This is a genomic window from Burkholderia sp. BCC0398 (assembly GCF_902833245.1).
GTDB lineage: Bacteria > Pseudomonadota > Gammaproteobacteria > Burkholderiales > Burkholderiaceae > Burkholderia > Burkholderia sola.
The window spans coordinates 124,297-141,799 of the sequence record NZ_CADFEM010000018.1 but is presented as its reverse complement, the minus strand read 5'-3'; the positions used below and the strand labels follow the sequence as shown (position 1 = coordinate 141,799).

The 17,503-nt window shown below is 68.3% G+C and carries 20 protein-coding genes; 7 read left to right on the top strand and 13 right to left on the bottom strand.

From position 1 onward, the window contains the following. Window positions 1–126 precede the first annotated feature (126 nt). The 3 genes from HWX76_RS31305 to HWX76_RS31295 form a co-directional block, all read right to left on the bottom strand. Window positions 127–669, bottom strand: a complete 543-nt coding sequence (locus HWX76_RS31305; protein ID WP_050011630.1) for a chromate transporter — start codon at window positions 667–669, stop codon at window positions 127–129. After that, window positions 666–1,277 carry a chromate transporter gene (locus HWX76_RS31300; RefSeq protein ID WP_176016858.1) on the bottom strand — a complete coding sequence of 204 codons (612 nt, stop codon included), beginning with the start codon at window positions 1,275–1,277 and terminating at the stop codon, window positions 666–668. Before HWX76_RS31300 ends, HWX76_RS31305 begins: the two co-directional genes overlap by 4 nt. Before the next feature lie 139 nt (window positions 1,278–1,416). After that, window positions 1,417–2,172, bottom strand: coding sequence for a DeoR/GlpR family DNA-binding transcription regulator (locus tag HWX76_RS31295; RefSeq protein ID WP_089488229.1), 756 nt, complete (start codon window positions 2,170–2,172; stop codon window positions 1,417–1,419). Window positions 2,173–2,253: 81 nt separating this feature from the next. Here HWX76_RS31295 and HWX76_RS31290 point away from each other — a divergent pair, with 81 nt between their 5' ends. From HWX76_RS31290 to HWX76_RS31280, 3 genes are all read left to right on the top strand, one after another. After that, complete coding sequence (locus HWX76_RS31290; protein ID WP_089488230.1) at window positions 2,254–2,853, top strand: NUDIX domain-containing protein; 600 nt, start codon at window positions 2,254–2,256, stop codon at window positions 2,851–2,853. Then, a complete protein-coding gene (locus HWX76_RS31285; protein WP_089488231.1) occupies window positions 2,850–3,230 on the top strand; it encodes a DUF4406 domain-containing protein in 381 nt (126 codons plus the stop codon). Before HWX76_RS31290 ends, HWX76_RS31285 begins: the two co-directional genes overlap by 4 nt. Before the next feature lie 183 nt (window positions 3,231–3,413). After that, window positions 3,414–4,283 (top strand): Sir2 family NAD-dependent protein deacetylase, encoded by an 870-nt coding sequence (locus HWX76_RS31280; protein ID WP_089488232.1) that lies wholly within the window; start codon window positions 3,414–3,416, stop codon window positions 4,281–4,283. 37 nt (window positions 4,284–4,320) lie between these two features. Here the strand turns inward: HWX76_RS31280 and HWX76_RS31275 are convergent, their stop codons facing one another. After that, entirely contained in the window at window positions 4,321–5,532 is a 1,212-nt protein-coding gene (locus tag HWX76_RS31275) for a S53 family peptidase (RefSeq protein ID WP_089488233.1), read from the bottom strand. Between the two features lie 416 nt (window positions 5,533–5,948). On the opposite strand from HWX76_RS31275, the gene crcB reads away from it, so the two are divergent. Together crcB and HWX76_RS31265 are read left to right on the top strand one after the other, a co-directional pair. Next, window positions 5,949–6,335 (top strand): fluoride efflux transporter CrcB, encoded by a 387-nt coding sequence (crcB, locus tag HWX76_RS31270; protein WP_050011623.1) that lies wholly within the window; start codon window positions 5,949–5,951, stop codon window positions 6,333–6,335. Window positions 6,336–6,358: 23 nt separating this feature from the next. After that, complete coding sequence (locus tag HWX76_RS31265) at window positions 6,359–6,709, top strand: DUF190 domain-containing protein (protein ID WP_050011622.1); 351 nt, start codon at window positions 6,359–6,361, stop codon at window positions 6,707–6,709. A 13-nt stretch (window positions 6,710–6,722) separates the two neighbouring features. Here the strand turns inward: HWX76_RS31265 and HWX76_RS31260 are convergent, their stop codons facing one another. Continuing rightward, the gene (locus HWX76_RS31260; RefSeq protein ID WP_006488584.1) at window positions 6,723–7,286 is read right to left on the bottom strand and encodes a YggT family protein; all 564 of its coding nucleotides are present in this window, start codon (window positions 7,284–7,286) and stop codon (window positions 6,723–6,725) included. Between the two features lie 75 nt (window positions 7,287–7,361). Then, window positions 7,362–8,303, bottom strand: coding sequence for a DUF2520 domain-containing protein (locus HWX76_RS31255; protein WP_050011621.1), 942 nt, complete (start codon window positions 8,301–8,303; stop codon window positions 7,362–7,364). A 513-nt stretch (window positions 8,304–8,816) separates the two neighbouring features. Here HWX76_RS31255 and HWX76_RS31250 point away from each other — a divergent pair. Beyond that, window positions 8,817–9,125, top strand: a complete 309-nt coding sequence (locus HWX76_RS31250; RefSeq protein WP_050011620.1) for a hypothetical protein — start codon at window positions 8,817–8,819, stop codon at window positions 9,123–9,125. Between the two features lie 121 nt (window positions 9,126–9,246). Here HWX76_RS31250 and HWX76_RS31245 read toward each other — a convergent pair whose 3' ends face one another. Then, entirely contained in the window at window positions 9,247–9,915 is a 669-nt protein-coding gene (locus tag HWX76_RS31245; protein WP_050011619.1) for a LysE family transporter, read from the bottom strand. Between the two features lie 58 nt (window positions 9,916–9,973). Next, entirely contained in the window at window positions 9,974–11,530 is a 1,557-nt protein-coding gene (locus HWX76_RS31240; protein WP_050011618.1) for a UbiD family decarboxylase, read from the bottom strand. A 597-nt stretch (window positions 11,531–12,127) separates the two neighbouring features. Here HWX76_RS31240 and HWX76_RS31235 point away from each other — a divergent pair. Next, a complete protein-coding gene (locus tag HWX76_RS31235; protein ID WP_050011617.1) occupies window positions 12,128–13,261 on the top strand; it encodes a transglycosylase SLT domain-containing protein in 1,134 nt (377 codons plus the stop codon). Between the two features lie 117 nt (window positions 13,262–13,378). Here the strand turns inward: HWX76_RS31235 and HWX76_RS31230 are convergent, their stop codons facing one another. The 5 genes from HWX76_RS31230 to HWX76_RS31210 all read right to left on the bottom strand — a co-directional run bounded on the left by HWX76_RS31230 (window position 13,379) and on the right by HWX76_RS31210 (window position 17,466). Continuing rightward, window positions 13,379–14,575, bottom strand: a complete 1,197-nt coding sequence (locus tag HWX76_RS31230) for a pyridoxal phosphate-dependent aminotransferase (protein WP_050011616.1) — start codon at window positions 14,573–14,575, stop codon at window positions 13,379–13,381. A gap of 69 nt (window positions 14,576–14,644) precedes the next feature. After that, entirely contained in the window at window positions 14,645–15,082 is a 438-nt protein-coding gene (nusB, locus tag HWX76_RS31225; protein ID WP_050011615.1) for a transcription antitermination factor NusB, read from the bottom strand. Further along, on the bottom strand, window positions 15,079–15,594 hold the full coding sequence (gene ribH / locus HWX76_RS31220; protein WP_006476661.1) for a 6,7-dimethyl-8-ribityllumazine synthase: 516 nt from the start codon (window positions 15,592–15,594) through the stop codon (window positions 15,079–15,081). The genes nusB and ribH overlap by 4 nt, the downstream gene beginning before the upstream one ends. Before the next feature lie 53 nt (window positions 15,595–15,647). After that, entirely contained in the window at window positions 15,648–16,790 is a 1,143-nt protein-coding gene (ribBA, locus tag HWX76_RS31215; protein WP_050011614.1) for a bifunctional 3,4-dihydroxy-2-butanone-4-phosphate synthase/GTP cyclohydrolase II, read from the bottom strand. A 157-nt stretch (window positions 16,791–16,947) separates the two neighbouring features. Beyond that, window positions 16,948–17,466, bottom strand: a complete 519-nt coding sequence (locus HWX76_RS31210) for a DUF1993 domain-containing protein (protein ID WP_050011613.1) — start codon at window positions 17,464–17,466, stop codon at window positions 16,948–16,950. Between the last annotated feature and the right edge of the window lie 37 nt (window positions 17,467–17,503).

Sequence of the window (17,503 nt, the reverse complement as noted above, 5' to 3'; positions counted from 1 at the left end):
TCTTATCTGCCCAAGGTCATGAACACGATATCTCTAACGCACCGCTCGCAACGCCCGTTTACACCGTTCCGAATTTCAACAGCCTGCTAGGCGCTCAGGTAGCGACGCGAAGGCGGTGGCGCCGTGCTACGTCCCCCCGAGCGCACGCAAGCCGACGAGCAGCAGCGCGCCGATCGCGATCAGCAGTAGCGCATGAACGCGCGTGTAGATCACGCACAGTGTCGACGCCACCGCGATCGCGCGGGCGGCCCAGCCGCCGTCGAGCGCCTGCACCAGCACCCACACCGATGCGAGGATCATGCCGGCCGCGACCGGGCGCAGGCCGGCTTCGAGCGCGATCTGCCAGCGCGCGCCCCGGTGCCGTCGCCACAGGTGCGCGACGCCGTAGATCAGGAACGCGGTCGGGCCGAACAGCGCGAGCGTCGCGATCACCGCGCCCCAGAAACCGGCCACCTGCCAGCCGATCAGCGTCGCCAGCAGCGAGCCGGGGCCAGGCGCCATCCGTGCGATCGCGAAGTCGTTCACGAATTGTGTTGCGCTCATCCAGTGATGCACGTCGACGACCTGCCGCTGGATATCCGCGATGACCGCCTGCCCGCCGCCGATCGTCGCAATCGACAGCGGCGCGAACACGCCGAACAGTGCTGCGTAACGTGCGGACGCATTCATCGCGCGTCGCTCCCGACCGGCGCGGCGGCCGCACGACGGTATTCGAGCGCGACGCTCAGCGTGCCGCCGATCAGCACGGTCCACACGAGCGGCCAGTGCAGCACCGCAACCGACACGAAGGTGAGCGTCATGACCGCGAACGGCAGCACGCGGCGCGGCAGCCGGCGCACCGCGGTAATCGCCATCGAGATCGACAGCCCGATCGCCGCGGCCGCCGCACCGGCGAGCGCGACGTGCGTGAGCGGAAAGCGCGTGAGCGTCGAGAACGCGACGCCGAACAGCACGATCAGCACGGCCGGCGGCGCGATGATGCCGATGAAGCCGGCCACCGCGCCGCGCCATCCGGCGAGCCGGTAGCCGATCCAGATCGCGAGGTTCTTCACGTTGACGCCCGGTAACGCCTGCGACAGCGCGAGACCGTTGAGGAACGCCTCTTCGTCGAGCCAGCGTCGCTCGTGGACGAAATCGCGCATCATCAGCCCGCTGAGCCCGCCGCCGAAGCTAGTCAGGCCGATCTGCGCGAACGCGATGAACAGCGCGAGGATGCCCGGCGGCGGTGCGTCGCCGGCGGGCGGTGCCGAGGGCGTCGTGGAGGAGGGCGAGGGCATCGGGCGGTTGGCACGTGGCGATCGGGCGATCGCCCATGTTAGCAAGCGGCGCCTGTCAGCACGCTGACATCGACTCGGGTGCCTGCGCGACGACACTTCGCAACCGAGCCGGCAAGCGCGAATACCAACGCCCCGCGCGCTACGCGCGCACCACCGTCACACCCGCGGCCTCGATCGGCTTCGTCAGCGCGGCGTCGGTTTCCTTTTCGACGACGACCGTCTGCGCCAGCGTGATGTCGCCGATCACGAACTGCGATGCCGCGCGCAATTTCGACTGCGACGCGAGCACGACCGTCTCGGCCGCGCGTTCGGCCAGCGCGCGCTTGATCGCCGCTTCCTCGAAATCGCCGGTGCTCAGGCCGGCGACCGGATGCACGCCCGTGACGCCCATGAAATACAGGTCCGCATGAATGCGCGCGATGCCTTCCATCGCCGCCGCACCGACCGCGACGATCGAATGCTTGTAGAGCCGCCCGCCGATCAGGATCACGTCGATCGACGGATGCGCGGCGAGCGCCACCGCGACGCTCGGGCTGTGCGTGACGATCGTCGCGCGCAGGTCGGCCGGCAACTGGCTGACGAGCAGCGCCGAGGTCGTGCCGCCGTCGACGATCGCCACCTGCCCGGGCGCGATCATCTGCGCGGCCCGCCGTGCGATGCGCCGCTTCTCCGTGGTTTCGAGCGTCTCGCGCTGCGCGAGCGGAGCGACGGCCGGCGACGCCGGCAGCGCGCCGCCATGCACGCGCTGCAACAGCCCGTCGGCCGCGAGTTCCCGCAGGTCGCGGCGCACCGTGTCTTCGGACACGCCGAATTGCACGCTCAGCTCGGCGGCCAGCACCTGGCCGTCGCGCGCGAGCGCGTCGAGGATCGCCTTCTTGCGTTGCGTCGTCAGCATCGTGTTTGCACGAAAATTCTTGAAATTGCACGAATGTGCACGTTACCATGGGCGCCGTCCTTTGTCGAACCGGAGGCTGCAATGGCTGCAACGCGGGAGCGGGTGCGCATCGTCGATACGACGGTGCTGTCCGACGACTGGTATGTGCTGCGCAAGGTGACGTTCGATTTCCTGCGCCGCGACGGCACGTGGCAGCGCCTGAGCCGCGAGACCTACGACCGCGGCAACGGCGCGACGATCCTGCTGCGTCATGCCGAAACGGGCGACGTGCTGCTGACGCGCCAGTTCCGGATGCCGGCGTTCGTGAGCGGACACGACGGCATGCTGCTCGAAGCGGCCGCCGGCCTGCTCGACGACGAAACGCCCGAGGCGCGCATCCGCGCGGAGGCCGAGGAGGAGACCGGCTATCGCGTGCGCGGCGTGCGCAAGGTGTTCGAGGCGTTCATGAGCCCGGGTTCCGTGACGGAGAAGCTGCATTTCTTCGTCGGCGAATACGATGCGTCGCTGCGCACCGGCGCGGGCGGCGGCGTCGCGGAAGAGGGCGAGGATCTGGAGGTCGTCGAGATGCCGCTGCGGGCGGCGCTGGACGCGGTCGAGCGCGGCGAGATCGTCGACGCGAAGACGATCATGCTGCTGCAGTACGTCGCGCTGCGGGAAACCGCCGGCGCACGCGCCGCATGACGCCGCGGCTCGTGCTGATCGCCGGCCCGTATCGCAGCGGCACGGACGGCGACCCCGCGCGCATCGCCGCGAACCTGCACCGGCTGGAAGCGGCGGCGCTCGCCGTGTATCGCCGCGGGCACGTGCCGATGATCGGCGAATGGGTGTCGTTGCCGCTCGCGGCCGCGGCCGGGTCGACGCAACTGGGCGACGCGATCGGCGAAACGTTCCTGTATCCGGCCGCGCACCGGCTGCTGCGACGCTGCGATGCGGTACTGCGCATCGATGGCGCGTCGCGCGGGGCGGATGCGGACGTCGCGCTCGCGCGGCAACTCGGCAAGCCGGTCTATTTCGCGGTCGACGAGATCCCGGTTGCACACGACGAATCGGCTCACTGAGCAAGCATGGGCGCCGCGTCGCGGTATCGCCGGTGCGGCGCTTGCGGACGGCGGGCCATTGCATTGCCGGTCGCCGCACGTGCGCCGCGCTACACAGTTGCGTCGCCGATGCGGCGCGACGCCCGAACCGGCGTATGATCGCCACGCCACTCGCGCAACGTTCGACGCCACCGCTTTCCCATCATGCCGCTTTCCGGTCCCGCAGATCTCGCCGACTCCGCCGCCGCGCCGCTTCCTGCCGAGCTCGTCGCGTCCGCCGTCGCCGCACTCGCGCGTGCCGATGCATTGCTCGTCACGGCCGGCGCGGGCATCGGCGTCGATTCCGGACTGCCCGATTTTCGCGGCACGGACGGTTTCTGGCGCGCGTATCCGGCGCTGCGCTACGAGCGTTTCGAATTCCACGAGATCGCGTCGCCGCACGCGTTTCGTGCGCGTGCGGCGCTCGCGTGGGGCTTCTACGGGCACCGTCTCGCGCTCTACCGCGCGACGGCGCCGCATGCGGGCTTCGCGATCCTGCGCCGCTGGATCGACGTGATGCCGAACGGCGGCTTCGTGCTGACGAGCAACGTCGACGGCCAGTTCCGGAAGGCCGGTTTCGATCCGGCGCGCATCGTCGAGATCCACGGCTCGATTCATGCGATGCAGTGCCTGCGCCCGTGCACAGACGCCACGTGGGACGCGGCGCCGTTCGTGCCGGAGGTCGACGAAGCGACGTGCCGCCTCGTGGGCGACATGCCGCGCTGCCCGCACTGCGGCGGTCTCGCGCGGCCCAACATCCTGATGTTCGGCGACACCGGCTGGCTCGGTGCGCGCTACGACGCGCAGGAACGCGTGCTCGAAGAGTGGATTGCGCAGGCCGGGCGCGTCGCCGTGGTGGAGATCGGCGCGGGCACCGCGATTCCGACCGTGCGCTTGCTGAGCGAACGGCTCGGCGCCGACGTGATTCGCATCAATGCGCGCGACGCGCATGCGCGCCGGGCGGACGTGATCGGGCTGAAGGGCGGTGCGCTGGCGACGCTGAACGCGCTCGACCGCGCGTGGCGCGGCGGCTGAGCCGCGCGCCACGAGGCGACCGGCCGGGGCCGCGCGATTACGGCCGCGCGACGAGCGCCTGCACGAGCGCCGGCGCGATCGGCGAACCGAGGCCCGTCACATAGTCGTAGCCGCCCGCCGCGTTGCAGACGCTGCCGCAATTGCCGTTGGATCCGGTCGTCACATCGTGGAAGTCGCTGCCGTACGCGGTTTTGCCGACCGCATAGAGCGTGTCGTAGGCGCCGCTCAACGATGTCTTGCCGGCCGCCGTGCGCAGCGAATTCGCGATCGCGACGAGCGCCGCCCATTGCGGCGCGCCCGCGCTCGTGCCGCCGACCTGGAACCAGCCGGCCTGCCCCTGATAGGTGACCGAGTCGTACACCGCGAAACCGCTGGACGGATTCGCGTCGTAACCGACATCCGGCACGCCGCGCTTGCCGGCCACCGGAATCGGCCACGCGGTCTGGCCGGCCGGCTCGGCCTCGACGCTGCTCACACCGCCGCCGCTGCCGCTCCACGCCGTCTCGCCGATGTAATTGCCGGCCGTATCGGACGACAGCGTCGTGCCGCCGACGGACACCACGTAAGGCGACGCGGCCGGGTATTCGGTGCCGGTGCCGCTGTCGCCGGACGACGCGACGAACGTCACGCCCGGTACGTTGAAGTGGCTGTCGAAGCCGGTCTCGCTGCTGAATTCGTTGCCGCCGAAACTCATCGACACGACCGACGCGCCGCGCTTGACCGCGACGTCGACCGCGGCCATCAGGTCGCTGAAGCTGGCCGATGCCGCCTCGACGAGCACGATCTTCGCCTTCGGCGCGATCGCATGCACCCATTCGACGTCGAGCGAGATCTCGAGCGACCAGCCTGCATTGGGCTTGGGCCGCGCACCGTGGGCATACACCTTGGTGAAACAGCCGTTCGACGACGTGCAGGCCGGCAGCGAGAACGCAGTGCTGAACACGCCGAGATCGGCTTCGATCTTCGGGTCGTCGTACGCGTCGACGATCGCGACGACCATCCCGTCGCCCTGGTTCGCGATCGCGTCGAACCCGTAGGCATGCCGCGCGAGCGCCGGCGTGAGGCCGGCGATCGTGGCGGTGCTTGCGCGTGGCTTCGTGTGGAACGGCGGGCGCGCGAATCCTTTCGGTGCGCGGTTGCCTTCGACGTAGGACGGCGGCCCGTTGCCGTCGGCGAGCGCGACGCCCGACGCGAGCAGCGACGCGCACAGCGCCGGGATCAACATGGATGACAGGCGGATATTGTTCATTTTTCGAGTCTCCATGTCGATGGAGTAGGGTGGCGAAACAATTCTACGAAATCGACGACGATAACGACATCGAATATCGACTGGATACGGGAATGTCTGATAAGGGAAAGTACGTGGAACCTCGATGGGACAAGCGTTGTGCAGGGTTAACCTGTGCGCACGATCGAACTGCTTTATCGGTTTTTAAACAGCTGATAAATAATCGGCAAATTAAAAATCGGTTTGTAATGTCGGATGTAATTGTCCGGTAAATATCCACGACGGCGCGCGCAGGGAAATCGTGAAACGCGTCATGCGAACGCGACACGCTCCGCCGTCTGCCTGCACGGCCCGTCGGCATTGCCGGCGCGGCGCGATTCCGCATACAGTTCAGCGTAGCCGCGTGCGCCGCGTGGCGTCGTCCGTGAGAGGTGCCCTTGTTCTATTCGATCGTCGCGATCTTCGTCGGCGCCGGCCTCGGCGCGTTGCTGCGCTGGTTCCTGAGTCTCGCGCTCAACGCGGTCTTTCCCGCGGTGCCGCTCGGCACGCTCGTGTCGAACCTGCTCGGCGGCTACGTGATCGGCATGGCCGCCGTCGTATTCACCGTTCGCGTCGGGTTGCCGCCCGAATGGCGGCTATTCGTGATCACGGGCTTTCTCGGCGGCCTCACGACGTTCTCGACCTATTCGGTCGAAGTGATGACGCACGCGCTCGACGGCGAATTCGGATGGGCGTTGGCGGTGGCTGTCCTACACTTGACTGGATCGTTCGCGCTGACGGCGCTCGGCATGTGGACCGCGCGCGCGTGGCTCGCGGCGGCCTGAGCGGGCCGCCATCGGAGGGAGCGATGGACAGGGTCTTTTTGCGCTTCTACGTGCACGAGCAGCACCGGCTGCACTGGAAGCCGCTGTGGGAATGGCTGCTGGAAGAGGCGAACCGGATGGGCGTCGCGGGCGGTTCCGCGTTTCGCGCGATGGCCGGTTTCGGCCAGCATCGCGTGCTGCACGAGGATCGCTTCTTCGAACTGCAGGGTTCGCTCGCGATCGAGGTCGAATTCGTCGTCACCGAGGACGAAGCGCAGCGGCTGCTCGAGCGGCTGTCGCACGAGAAAGTGCGCGTGTGCTACGCGATGATGCCCGCGCAGTTCGGCGTGATCGACACGCTCGGCGCACCGCCGGCGCAGGGGCCGGCAGCGTAGGTGTCGCGCCGGATCAGATGCCGAACATCGTCAGCGACACGGCGGCGCGCGTGACGATCATCAGCAGCACCTGCACGATCACGAACAGCAGGATCGGCGACAGGTCGATGCCGCCGAGGTTCGGAATCACGCGGCGCAGCGGGTTCAGGAACGGCGCGGTGAGCTGGTAGAGGATCGGCATTGCCGGCGAGCGCGGGTTGAGCCACGACAGCAGCGCCATCAGGATCGTCATCCAGATCACGAGGTTGAGCGCCCACTTCACGACGGTGAGCAGCGCGACCACGACGAGCGTCGCGATCACGGCGGCCGGATCGAAGCCGGCCATCACGACCATCAGCACGACATAGACGAGCGCGGTGAGCAGTGCGGCGACGACGCTGGCCCAGTCGATGCCGCGTACGCCCGCGATCACGCGGCGCAGCGGCAGCACGAGCCAGTTGGTCGCCTGCAGCACGGCTTGCGTGACGGGGTTGTACGGCGGCACGCGGACGGCCTGCATCCAGACGCGCAGAATCAGCGCGGCGCCGAATAGCGTGAAGACGGTATTGAGCAGAAAACGGGCGATCTCGCCGAACATCGTTGGCATCCTTTTTATACAGTCAGTAGCGTGCGGCCGCCAACGCCGGTTGGCGGCGCATCGGCCGACACCTTATCACGCCTCGTCGCGCGACGGGGAGGGGGGCGCGGCGGGGTGGGCGGCCATCCGCGCCAGCGAGGTTTCGACGGCTTCGGCCAGCGCCGGCAGCGATGCCGGCGGCGGCGCGCGCTTCGCCGCGAGCGCGACCGCGCGGCGCGTCAGCAGCGCATACAGCGCCGCGTGATCGCCGCCGCGCGCTTCGAGCAGCGCGAGCTGGCGCTCGACGATGGCCGTGTCGCCGCGCGATACCGGCCCGGCCAGCGCATTCGCGAGCCCCTTGTCGCGCGCGGTCTCGATCGTGCCGGCGAGCATCGGCAACAGCGCGCGCAGCGCGGCGTCCTCGTCGAAACCGAGGCCGCGCCACAGCTCGACCGCTTCCGACAGCCCACACAGCGCGAAGCTCGCCGCGTAGTGGGCGGCCGCGTGATACAGCATCCGGCCGCCGGCCGGAATCGACAGCGGATGACAGCCGAGTGCGGCGGCAAGTCGCAGCAGCGTCGCGTGCAGCGCACCGTCCGCTTCGATCGTGACCGAGCAGCCGTCGATGCGTGCGAGGTCGGCGTCGGTGCCGCCGAACAGATAGAGCGGATGGAAGCCGCCGGTGGCCGCGCCTTGCTGCTTCGCCGGATCGAGCAGCGCGACCGGCGATGCGCCGCTGCAATGGACGACCGCCTGGCCGGCCGCGCGCGATGCGTCGAAGCGCAGCGCCGCGGCGCTCGACGCGAGATGATCGTCGGGCGTGGTCAGGAAGATCAGCTCGGCGGCGTCGACCACCTGCTGCGGGTTATCGACCGCGCGGCAACCGGCGATGCGCGCGGCGAGGCCGGCGGCCGACGCGGGCGTGCGGCTCGCGATCGCGACGACGGGGAAGCCGGCCTGCGCGAAACGCTGCGCGACACACCGCGCGAGGCGGCCGGCGCCGATGAAGCCGAGGCGGGGTGTGTCGGGAAGCGGCATGGCGGCGGATGTCAGCAAAAACGAAGCAACCGCCAGTATCGCAGGAATGACGGCCATTTCGCGGAAGGCCGGCTGCGGGGCTGCCGCGTGTATGAATTACCGGTAGGCAGTGAGGCCGATGCGCGGCCGGCGTCCGCCACCGCGGCGAATCAGGGGCGCGGAATCCGACCCCTAAACACCGCGCCGCTGCATCCGGCCTGGAATGTCGGCATGTTGTCTCGAATTTGTAATCGTTCATTACGTACGCGTGCCCGCTGCGCCCGCCGGATCCGGTAAGACTGACCGGTCGGCGTGCCGCGACCCGATCCCTCGGACGGAATCGCGCGACCGGCAAGGAACGCGGCCCATGTCGGGCGCCGCGCCGGACGGCCGCTGCGGCCGCGTGCAATTGCAATTTGCAACAAATGGACGATACGCGCGGGGCGGGTTTTCGCTACATTGCTTCCATGCGACGTGCATGCCCGCCGTTGCCGACAGGAGCGCCTAAAATACCGCTCCAGCAGGAGAATCGAAGTGAAAAAGCTCATTCCGTTCATCGCCGCCGCCGCGCTGGGCCTGGGTGCCGCGAGCGCCGCGCAGGCTCACGTGTCGATCGGGGTCGGCATCGGCATCCCGGTCGCACCCGCTTACCCCGTCTACGCACCGCCGCCGCCCGTGTACTACGCGCCGCCGCCTCCGCCCGTGTACTACGCGCCGGCGCCGGCCTACTACGCGCCGCCGCCCGCGGTGGTCGTCGGCGGCTACGGTGGTGGCTACTACGGTCGCCCGTACTGGCGCCATGGTTACGGCGGCTGGGGCCATCATGGCTACTGGCGTCGCTGATTCGTCCCGCGCGGCCTGACCGCGCGCGGCAAAACGGCGCAACGTCCCGCGAGGGGCGCTGCGCCGTTTTTCATTGGGGCTCACATGTGGCGCGGTGGCCGGCGCGGCAGCGCGACCGCGATTACGCCGCGTGTACGATCAGGTCGCGGTAGCCGCCGACGATCACGCTGTACGAGAAGTACGCGAACAGCAGCGCCGATGCGACGTGGCACGCACGCATCAGCCCGGCGCCCGCGCGCTTGCGGCCCTGGCTCGCGAGCGTGCACATGAACAGCGTCCACGCGAGGCCGCCGAGGAAAAAGCCCGACAGGAACACCGACGCGGTGGCCGGCGTGGTCGCACCGGCTTTCGCGATCAGCGCGCCGCCGACCGCCGCGAACCACAGGATCGCGCTGGGCGACGACATCGCGAGCAGCATCCCGCGCAGAAAGCTGCGTCGTGCGCTCGCTCGCGGCGGAGGTGCATCGTCCGCGTCGTCGTCGGCCGACTTCGCGGGCGTCAACGCTTCGCGCGCCATCTTCCACGTGAGGAACAGCAGCACCGCGCCGCCGCCGATCCACACGATCCAGCGCACCGGTTCGAACTGCAGCAGCACGGCCATCCCCGCGAGCGCGAGCGCCGCGTAGACGAGATCGCCGACGCACGACCCGACGCCGAGCCAGAAGCCCGGCCGGAAGCCGTGCGACAGCGTGAGCGACAGCATCGCGACGTTCACGAGGCCGATGTCGAGACACAACGACAGCGACAGAAAGAATCCGTCGGACAGCATGGAGGCGGGCGGAAAGCTCATCTTCTGGGTGCGTGCGGCAAGTGCGATGCGCGGGCCGGCGTGCGCCGGCCGCGTGGCGTCAGAGGCCGATCTCCTGCCATAGCCGGTCGACGCGCGCCTTCACGGCCGCGTCCATCTCGATCGGGCGACCCCATTCGCGGCTCGTTTCGCCCGGCCACTTGTTGGTCGCGTCGAGCCCCATCTTCGAGCCGAGTCCGGCCACCGGCGATGCGAAGTCGAGATAGTCGATCGGCGTGCTGTCGACCATCACCGTGTCGCGCACGGGGTCGACGCGCGTCGTGATCGCCCAGATCACTTCTTTCCAGTCGCGGATGTTCACGTCCTCGTCGACGACCACGATGAACTTCGTATACATGAACTGCCGCAGGAAGCTCCACACGCCGAACATCACGCGCTTCGCATGGCCCGCGTAGCTCTTCTTCATCTGGACGATGGCCATCCGGTAGCTGCAGCCTTCGGGCGGCAGGTAGAAGTCGGTGATTTCCGTGAACTGCTTCTGCAGCAGCGGCACGAACACCTCGTTCAGCGCGACGCCGAGCACCGCGGGCTCGTCGGGCGGCTTGCCCGTGTAGGTCGAATGGTAGATCGCGTCGCGGCGCATCGTGATGCGCTCGACGGTGAACACCGGAAACCACTCCTGCTCGTTGTAATAGCCGGTATGGTCGCCGTACGGCCCTTCGAGCGCGTGCTCGTATGCGGCCGCCGCATGGCCGGCCGGGCGCGGCGGCGCGCCGGCCGGAGCGGGGCCGGGTGCGCCTTCCTGCGGATGAATGAAGCCTTCGAGCACGATCTCCGCGCGCGCGGGCACCTGCAGCGTGTCGACGCCGGGCGTCAGGCACTTCGCGAGCTCCGTGCGGCTGCCGCGCAGCAGGCCGGCGAACTGATATTCGGACAGCGAATCGGGCACCGGCGTCACCGCGCCGAGCGTCGTGGCCGGATCGGCGCCGAGTACGACCGCGACCGGATATGGCTTGCCCGGGTTCTGCAGCGCGAATTCGCGGAAGTCGAGCGCGCCGCCGCGATGCGCGAGCCAGCGCATGATCAGCTTGTTGCGGCCGATCAACTGCTGACGGTAGATGCCGAGGTTCTGGCGGGACTTGTTCGGCCCGCGCGTGACCGTCAGGCCCCACGTGACGAGCGGCCCCGCATCGCCGGGCCAGCAGGTCTGGATCGGCAGCTTGTTCAGATCGACGTCGGCGCCTTCCCAGACGATCTCCTGGCACGGCGGCGACGACACCGACTTCGGCGCCATGTCCCACACCGCCTTCGCGAGCGACAGCAGCTTGCCGGCGTCCTTCAGGCTCTTCGGCGGATCGGGTTCCTTCAGCGCGGACAGCAGGCGCCCGAGGTCGCGCAGCGAGCCGAGCGCGGCATCGTCGCCCGCATCGACGCCCATCCCGAGCGCGACGCGGCGCGGCGTGCCGAACAGGTTGCCGAGCACCGGGAACGCATGGCCGGGCGGCGCGTTGAACAGCAGCGCGGGTCCGCCGGCGCGCAGCACGCGGTCGCACAGCTCGGTCATTTCGAGCACGGGCGACACGGGCTGCGTGACGCGCCGCAGCTCGCCGAGCGCCTCGAGGCGCTGAATGAAATCGCGTAAGTCTTTGTATTTCATGAAGAAGGTCCGAGCCACCCGCAAGGACGGGCAGCGATGGGCGGGGCAGCGGCTGGCTACGACCCCGAATCGACCGACGATTTTACCCCGGGCAGCCGCGCGACCGCCCCGGCGAAGAAAAAGTCGACCGCGCGCAAACCCCCTACGGCACGGGGATTGCGTTCTGAAGAGGGGTTTTAAATTACTTTTTGTTATAGATTTGAGTTTTTATAGTGTTGACGATCTATAAAACCCTGCTAGAATCCGCTCACATTGGCTGCAGGGTAAAAGGCTTCGAGCCGCCAATCACCGATCTTTGACGCAGCGCGTCACCGTCCGCCGAATCCTGCACGGCGTCTTCGACGGCTTATGTCGTAGTCCCAGCCAGCGCCACCAGACGCTGGTTTTTTGCGTGGGTGCCACCGCGTATGCCCGCCTCGCCCAGTGTGCGAAGGCGCCGGCCTTCTTACACCGTGGCCTCGAACGGTACTTATACCGTTTCCCCGATGCTTGCGCGTCCCAACCAAGGCGTGCGGCGTCGTGATTCCGCGGCGCGTTTTCTGTCTCGCCATCGAGCTGAGCGAGCCGCACGAGTCATGTTCATGGGAGATGATCTGAATGAACGCTTGGTTATCGTGGCGTCCCACTGAGCAGCATGCGCAAATCGTGCGCAACTTGCTGCGTCGCGGGACGCGTGTCAGTCACCATCTATTCAGCGTTGTCGGCTGTTTCGCTGTCGCGGTTGCGCTTGCACTGTGGCTGCTGCCAACCGTCCGCGGCACGCTCGCCGCGAAGCTGATGCCGGTCGTGTCCGCGGCCGTGCAGGCCGGTCCGGCCCGTCTGCTGTCCGGCCATCCGCTGCCGAACTTCGCGCCCGCTGGCGCGCAGCCGCAGCAGGAAGACACGCCCGAAGCGGATGCGCTTGCGGTCGGCCTCGATGTCGCGCCGGAAACCGCCGCTCAGGGCGCTCAAGGCGCCCAGGGCGATGCGTCCGACCCGGCCCGCAACGGCCCGTCGCCGGTCGCACTGGCCAAGCTGATTCCGATTCAGCGCGTGGCGGCCGATGCCCGCGACGATCGCGCGCTCGCGTCGAACCGCGAACAGGCGCTCGTCGCGACCTATCTGTCGCGCCGTTACCGCGTCGCGCAGGAGCCGCTCGGCCAGCTCGTCAAGGCCGCGTTCCAGACCGGTCGCGACGTCGGCCTCGATCCGCTGCTGCTGCTGTCCGTGATGGCGATCGAATCGGGCTTCAACCCGTACGCCGAGAGCGGCGTCGGCGCGAAGGGGCTGATGCAGGTGATGTCGAAGGTTCACTCCGACAAGTTCGAGTATTTCGGCGGCACCGACACCGCGCTGCAACCGCTCGCGAACCTGCAGGTCGGCGCCCTGGTGCTGAAGGACTGCATCGCGCGCGGCGGCTCGCTCGCGAGCGGCCTGCGCCTGTACAACGGCTCGACGAACCCCGACGACAACGGCTACGGCTCGAAGGTGATGGCCGAACGCGGCCGCCTGCGCGACGTCGCGCGTGGCCGCAGCGTGCCGATCAACGCGCCGCAGGCGCCCGCGCAACCCGCGAAGCCGATCGTCACCGCAGCCGTGACGGCCGCGGCGGGCGGCGCGAAGCGCGTGCATGCGACGCTCGACGGCACGACGTCGGTCAAGGCGGCGCCGAAGGAAGCGGCGTCGCAGGACGATGCGAGCGTCGATACCGCGAAGCAGTCGCACGGCGATCGTTCGGAGCTCGGCGCGTAACACGTCACGCGCTCCGTGCGGCTCCGGCCGGCAGGACATGAAAAAGGCACCCGATTCGGGTGCCTTTTTCTATTGGGCGGTGCCTGAAGCGGCCGGTGCGCCTGCCGTGGCGTCAGATCAGTGCTGGCCGAACAGCGTCGCGAGCCGGTCGACGGCCTCTTCGAGCCGCGAGTAGGCGGTCGCATAGGACAGGCGGATATAGTCGCGCGGCGCATGGACACCGAAGTCCATGCCCGGCACCAGCACCACGCCCGCGTCGTGCAGCATCGCCTGCGTGAGCGCGGCGCTGTCGCCGGCCGCCGGGTGGGCGACGCCGCCGCAATGCGCATACACGTAGAACGCACCGTCCGGCATCACCGGCACCGTGAAGCCGAGCCGCTCGAGCGCCGGTGCGATGAAATCGCGGCGGCGCTTGAATTCGTGCCGGCGTGTTTCGTAGATGTCGAGCGTCGCGGGTTCGAAACAAGCAAGTGCCGCATGTTGCGCGAGCGCGGACGGGCAGATGAACAGGTTCTGCGACAGCTTCTCGAACGTGCCGACGAGCGCGGGCGGTACGACGAGCCAGCCGAGCCGCCAGCCCGTCATGCTGAAATATTTCGAGAAGCTGTTCACGGTGATCACGTCGTCGCCGAACGACAGCGCCGACACGGGCGCGGCATCGTAGCTGAGCCCCTGGTAGATCTCGTCGACGATCGTGAAGCCGCCACGCGCGCGCACCGCTTCGACAATCCGCTTCAGTTCGTCCGGTTCGAGCGACGTGCCGGTCGGGTTCGACGGCGACGCGAGCAGCACGCCGCGCGTGCGGTCGTTCCAGTGCGTGCGGACGTCGTTTTCGGTGAGCTGGAAGCGCGCGTCCGGGCCGCTCGGCACGAGCACCGGGCGACCTTCGGCCGCCGCGACGAAGTGCCGGTTGCACGGGTACGACGGGTCGGGCATCAGCACTTCGTCGTCGCGGCCGACCAGCGCGAGGCACGCGAGCAGCAGCGCGGCCGATGCGCCGGCCGTGACGACGATCCGCTCGGGGGCGATCGCGAGGCCGTACGCGCGCGCGTAGTGCGCGGCGATCGCCTCGCGCAGCGGCGCGATGCCGAGCGCGCTCGTGTACTGCGTAACGCCACGGCGCAGCGCGGCCGCGGCGGCCTCGACGACGGGCTCCGGCGCGGTGAAATCCGGCTCGCCGATGCCCATGTGGATAACATCGCGCCCCAAGGACTCGAGCCGCTGTGCCTCCTTCATCAGTTCCATCACGTAGAAGGGCTGGATCGCGTCGACGCGTGCGGCGAGCGTGACGAGCGAATCGGCGGTGGTATTCATCGGCGGGCAGGGCGGAGGGGAAAAGAATGAAAAACGGGCGCTTGCGCGCCCGTGGACAAGCAAACGGTATCAGCCGTTGCGACGCGCCTGCGTTTCGGCGGGGCGCAGCTTCGCGGCCAGCTTGTCGAGCACGCCGTTCACGTACTTGTAGCCGTCGGAGCCGCCGAACGTCTTCGCGAGTTCGACGGCTTCGTTGATGATCACGCGGTACGGCGTTTCGACATGGTGCGTGAGTTCGAACGTCGCGATCAGCAGCACCGCGCGTTCGACCGGCGACAGCTGATCGATCGGACGGTCCAGCGACGGCGTCAGCGCTTCGACGAGCGTCGCATGCTCGCGGATCACGCCGTGCAGGATCGCTTCGAGCAGTTCCTTGTCAGCCTTGTCGTAACCGAGCGCGCCGCGCAGTTGCGCGTCGATCTCGCCGGAGGGCGCGTTCGACAGCAGCCACTGATACAGGCCCTGCGTCGCCAGCTCGCGCGATTGTCGGCGGGCGCTCTTCTTCATGCGCGCTCCTCTTCGTCGTCTTCGTCTTCTTCTTCGTCCTCGTCGTCGCCGAGCTGGTCGAGCGCCATCGTCAGGTTCGCCATCTCGACGGCGACGCGCGCGGCGTCACGACCCTTTTCGGTCATGCGCGCGACGGCCTGCTCGTCGTTTTCGGTCGTCAGGACCGCGTTCGCGATCGGCAGGTTGAAGTCGAGGCCGATGCGGGTGATGCCCGCGCCGCTCTCGTTCGACACGAGTTCGAAATGGTAGGTCTCGCCGCGGATCACCGCGCCGAGCGCGATCAGTGCGTCGAACTGGCCGCTTTCGGCGAGCTTCTGCAGCGCGAGCGGGATTTCCAGCGCGCCGGGCACCGACACGAGCAGCACGTCTTCACCGGTGACGCCGAGGCGTTCCAGTTCCTCGACGCACGCGTCGGCGAGGCCGTTGCACACGGGTTCGTTGAAGCGCGATTGCACGATGCCGATACGCAGGCCGTCGCCTTCGAGATTCGGTTGGTATTGTCCGATTTCCATGATCTGGTCCGTGGTGTGGATGAACAGTTATAGGGCGAAAGCGCCGTGGCGGGTTACGCGTGGGACGCCGGGCAGGACGTGGCTTCGCCGCCGGGCATCGGAATGAAGCCCGTGACTTCGAGGCCGTAGCCGGACATGCTGCCCAGCTTGCGCGGATTCGACAGCACCTGCATCTTGCCGACGCCGACATCGCGCAGGATCTGCGCGCCGATGCCGAACGTCTTGAAATCGACCGGCCGGCGCTTGAGCGCAGCGGCCTTTTCTTCCTCGTCGAACGCCTTGAAGACGTCGATCAGGTGTTCCTTCGTATCGCCGCAGTTGAGCAGCACGATCACGCCGAGGTCGCGTGCCGCGATCTCGCGCATCGCCGCGTCGAGCGTCCACGAGTGGGTCGACACGCCCGTCTCGAGCAGGTCGAGCACCGACAGCGGCTCGTGCACGCGCGCCGGCGTATCGACGTCGGGCGACGGCGTGCCGCGCACCAGCGCGATGTGCGGCGAGCCGCTCGGCTGGTCGCGGTACAGCACCGCGCGGAACGTGCCGTGCGCGGTCTGCATCGTGCGCTCGGCGATCCGCTCGATGATCGATTCGGTGCGGCTGCGATACTGGATCAGATCGGCGATCGTGCCGATCTTCAGGTCGTGTTCCTTCGCGAACTCGAGCAGGTCCGGCAGGCGCGCCATCGTGCCGTCGTCCTTGATGACCTCGCAGATGACCGCGGCCGGCGTCAGCCCGGCGAGCGCGGTGAAGTCGCAGCCGGCCTCGGTATGGCCGGCGCGCACGAGCACGCCGCCCGGCTGCGCCATGATCGGGAACACGTGGCCCGGCTGCACGATGTGTTCGGGGCGCACGTCGTGCGCGACCGCCGTGGCGATCGTGTGCGCACGGTCGGCGGCCGAGATGCCGGTCGTCACGCCTTCGGCCGCTTCGATGCTGACCGTGAACGCGGTGCCGTACTGCGTGCCGTTGCGATAGGTCATCAGCGGCAGGTGAAGCTGCTTGCAGCGTTCCTGCGTCAACGTCAGACAAATCAGGCCGCGGCCGTACTTGGCCATGAAGTTGATCGCTTCCGGCGTGACGAATTCGGCGGCGATCACGAGGTCGCCCTCGTTTTCGCGGTCTTCTTCGTCGACCAGGATCACCATCCGGCCGGCTTTCAGCTCGGCGATGATGTCGAGCGTGGAGGCGAGCGTCATAAGGGGGCGAGAAAGAGGAAAGTGCGTATTTTACGCCAGCCGGACGGCGTTTCGGCTGGCGCGGGCCGCGCGGGGCCGGCGAGCACTCCGGAAAGCGCCGCGGACGGCCTGCGCGCGGGTGCGGACGGTTGCGGGCCGGGCATGGCCCGGCCGCACGTCACGCGTGCTCGTTGCGCCCGCCGAGGTAGTCGAGCTTGCCGAGTTCGACGCCGCTGTGGCGCAGGATGTCGTACGCGGTCGTCACGTGGAAGAAGAAATTGGGCAGCACGAAGTTCAGCAAATACGACTGGCCGGTGAACTCGATCGGGCCGACGCGCATCTTCAGCACGATCTGGCGCGCCTCGCTGCCGTCGATCTGCGCGGCGTCGAAGCTCTTCAGGTAGTCGATCGTCTTCTGGATGCGCGCATGCAGTTCGTCGAAGGTCTGCTCGACATCCGGGTAGCTCGGGATCTCGGCGCCGGCGAGCCGCGCGGCGCAGCCCTTGGCCGTGTCGGTCGCGATGTAGACCTGGCGGACGAGCGGGAGCATGTCCGGGTAGAGGCGTGCGCCGATGAATACCGATGGATCGATCTGCTTTTCGGCCGCATGGGCCTGCGCCTTGCCGAGGATGTGCTGCAGGTTGGTGAGGCCGCGGATCAGGACGGGCAGCGAAGCCTGGTACATCGAGATGGACATGGGGACGACTCCAATGGGAAGAGTGGCGGCCGCGACG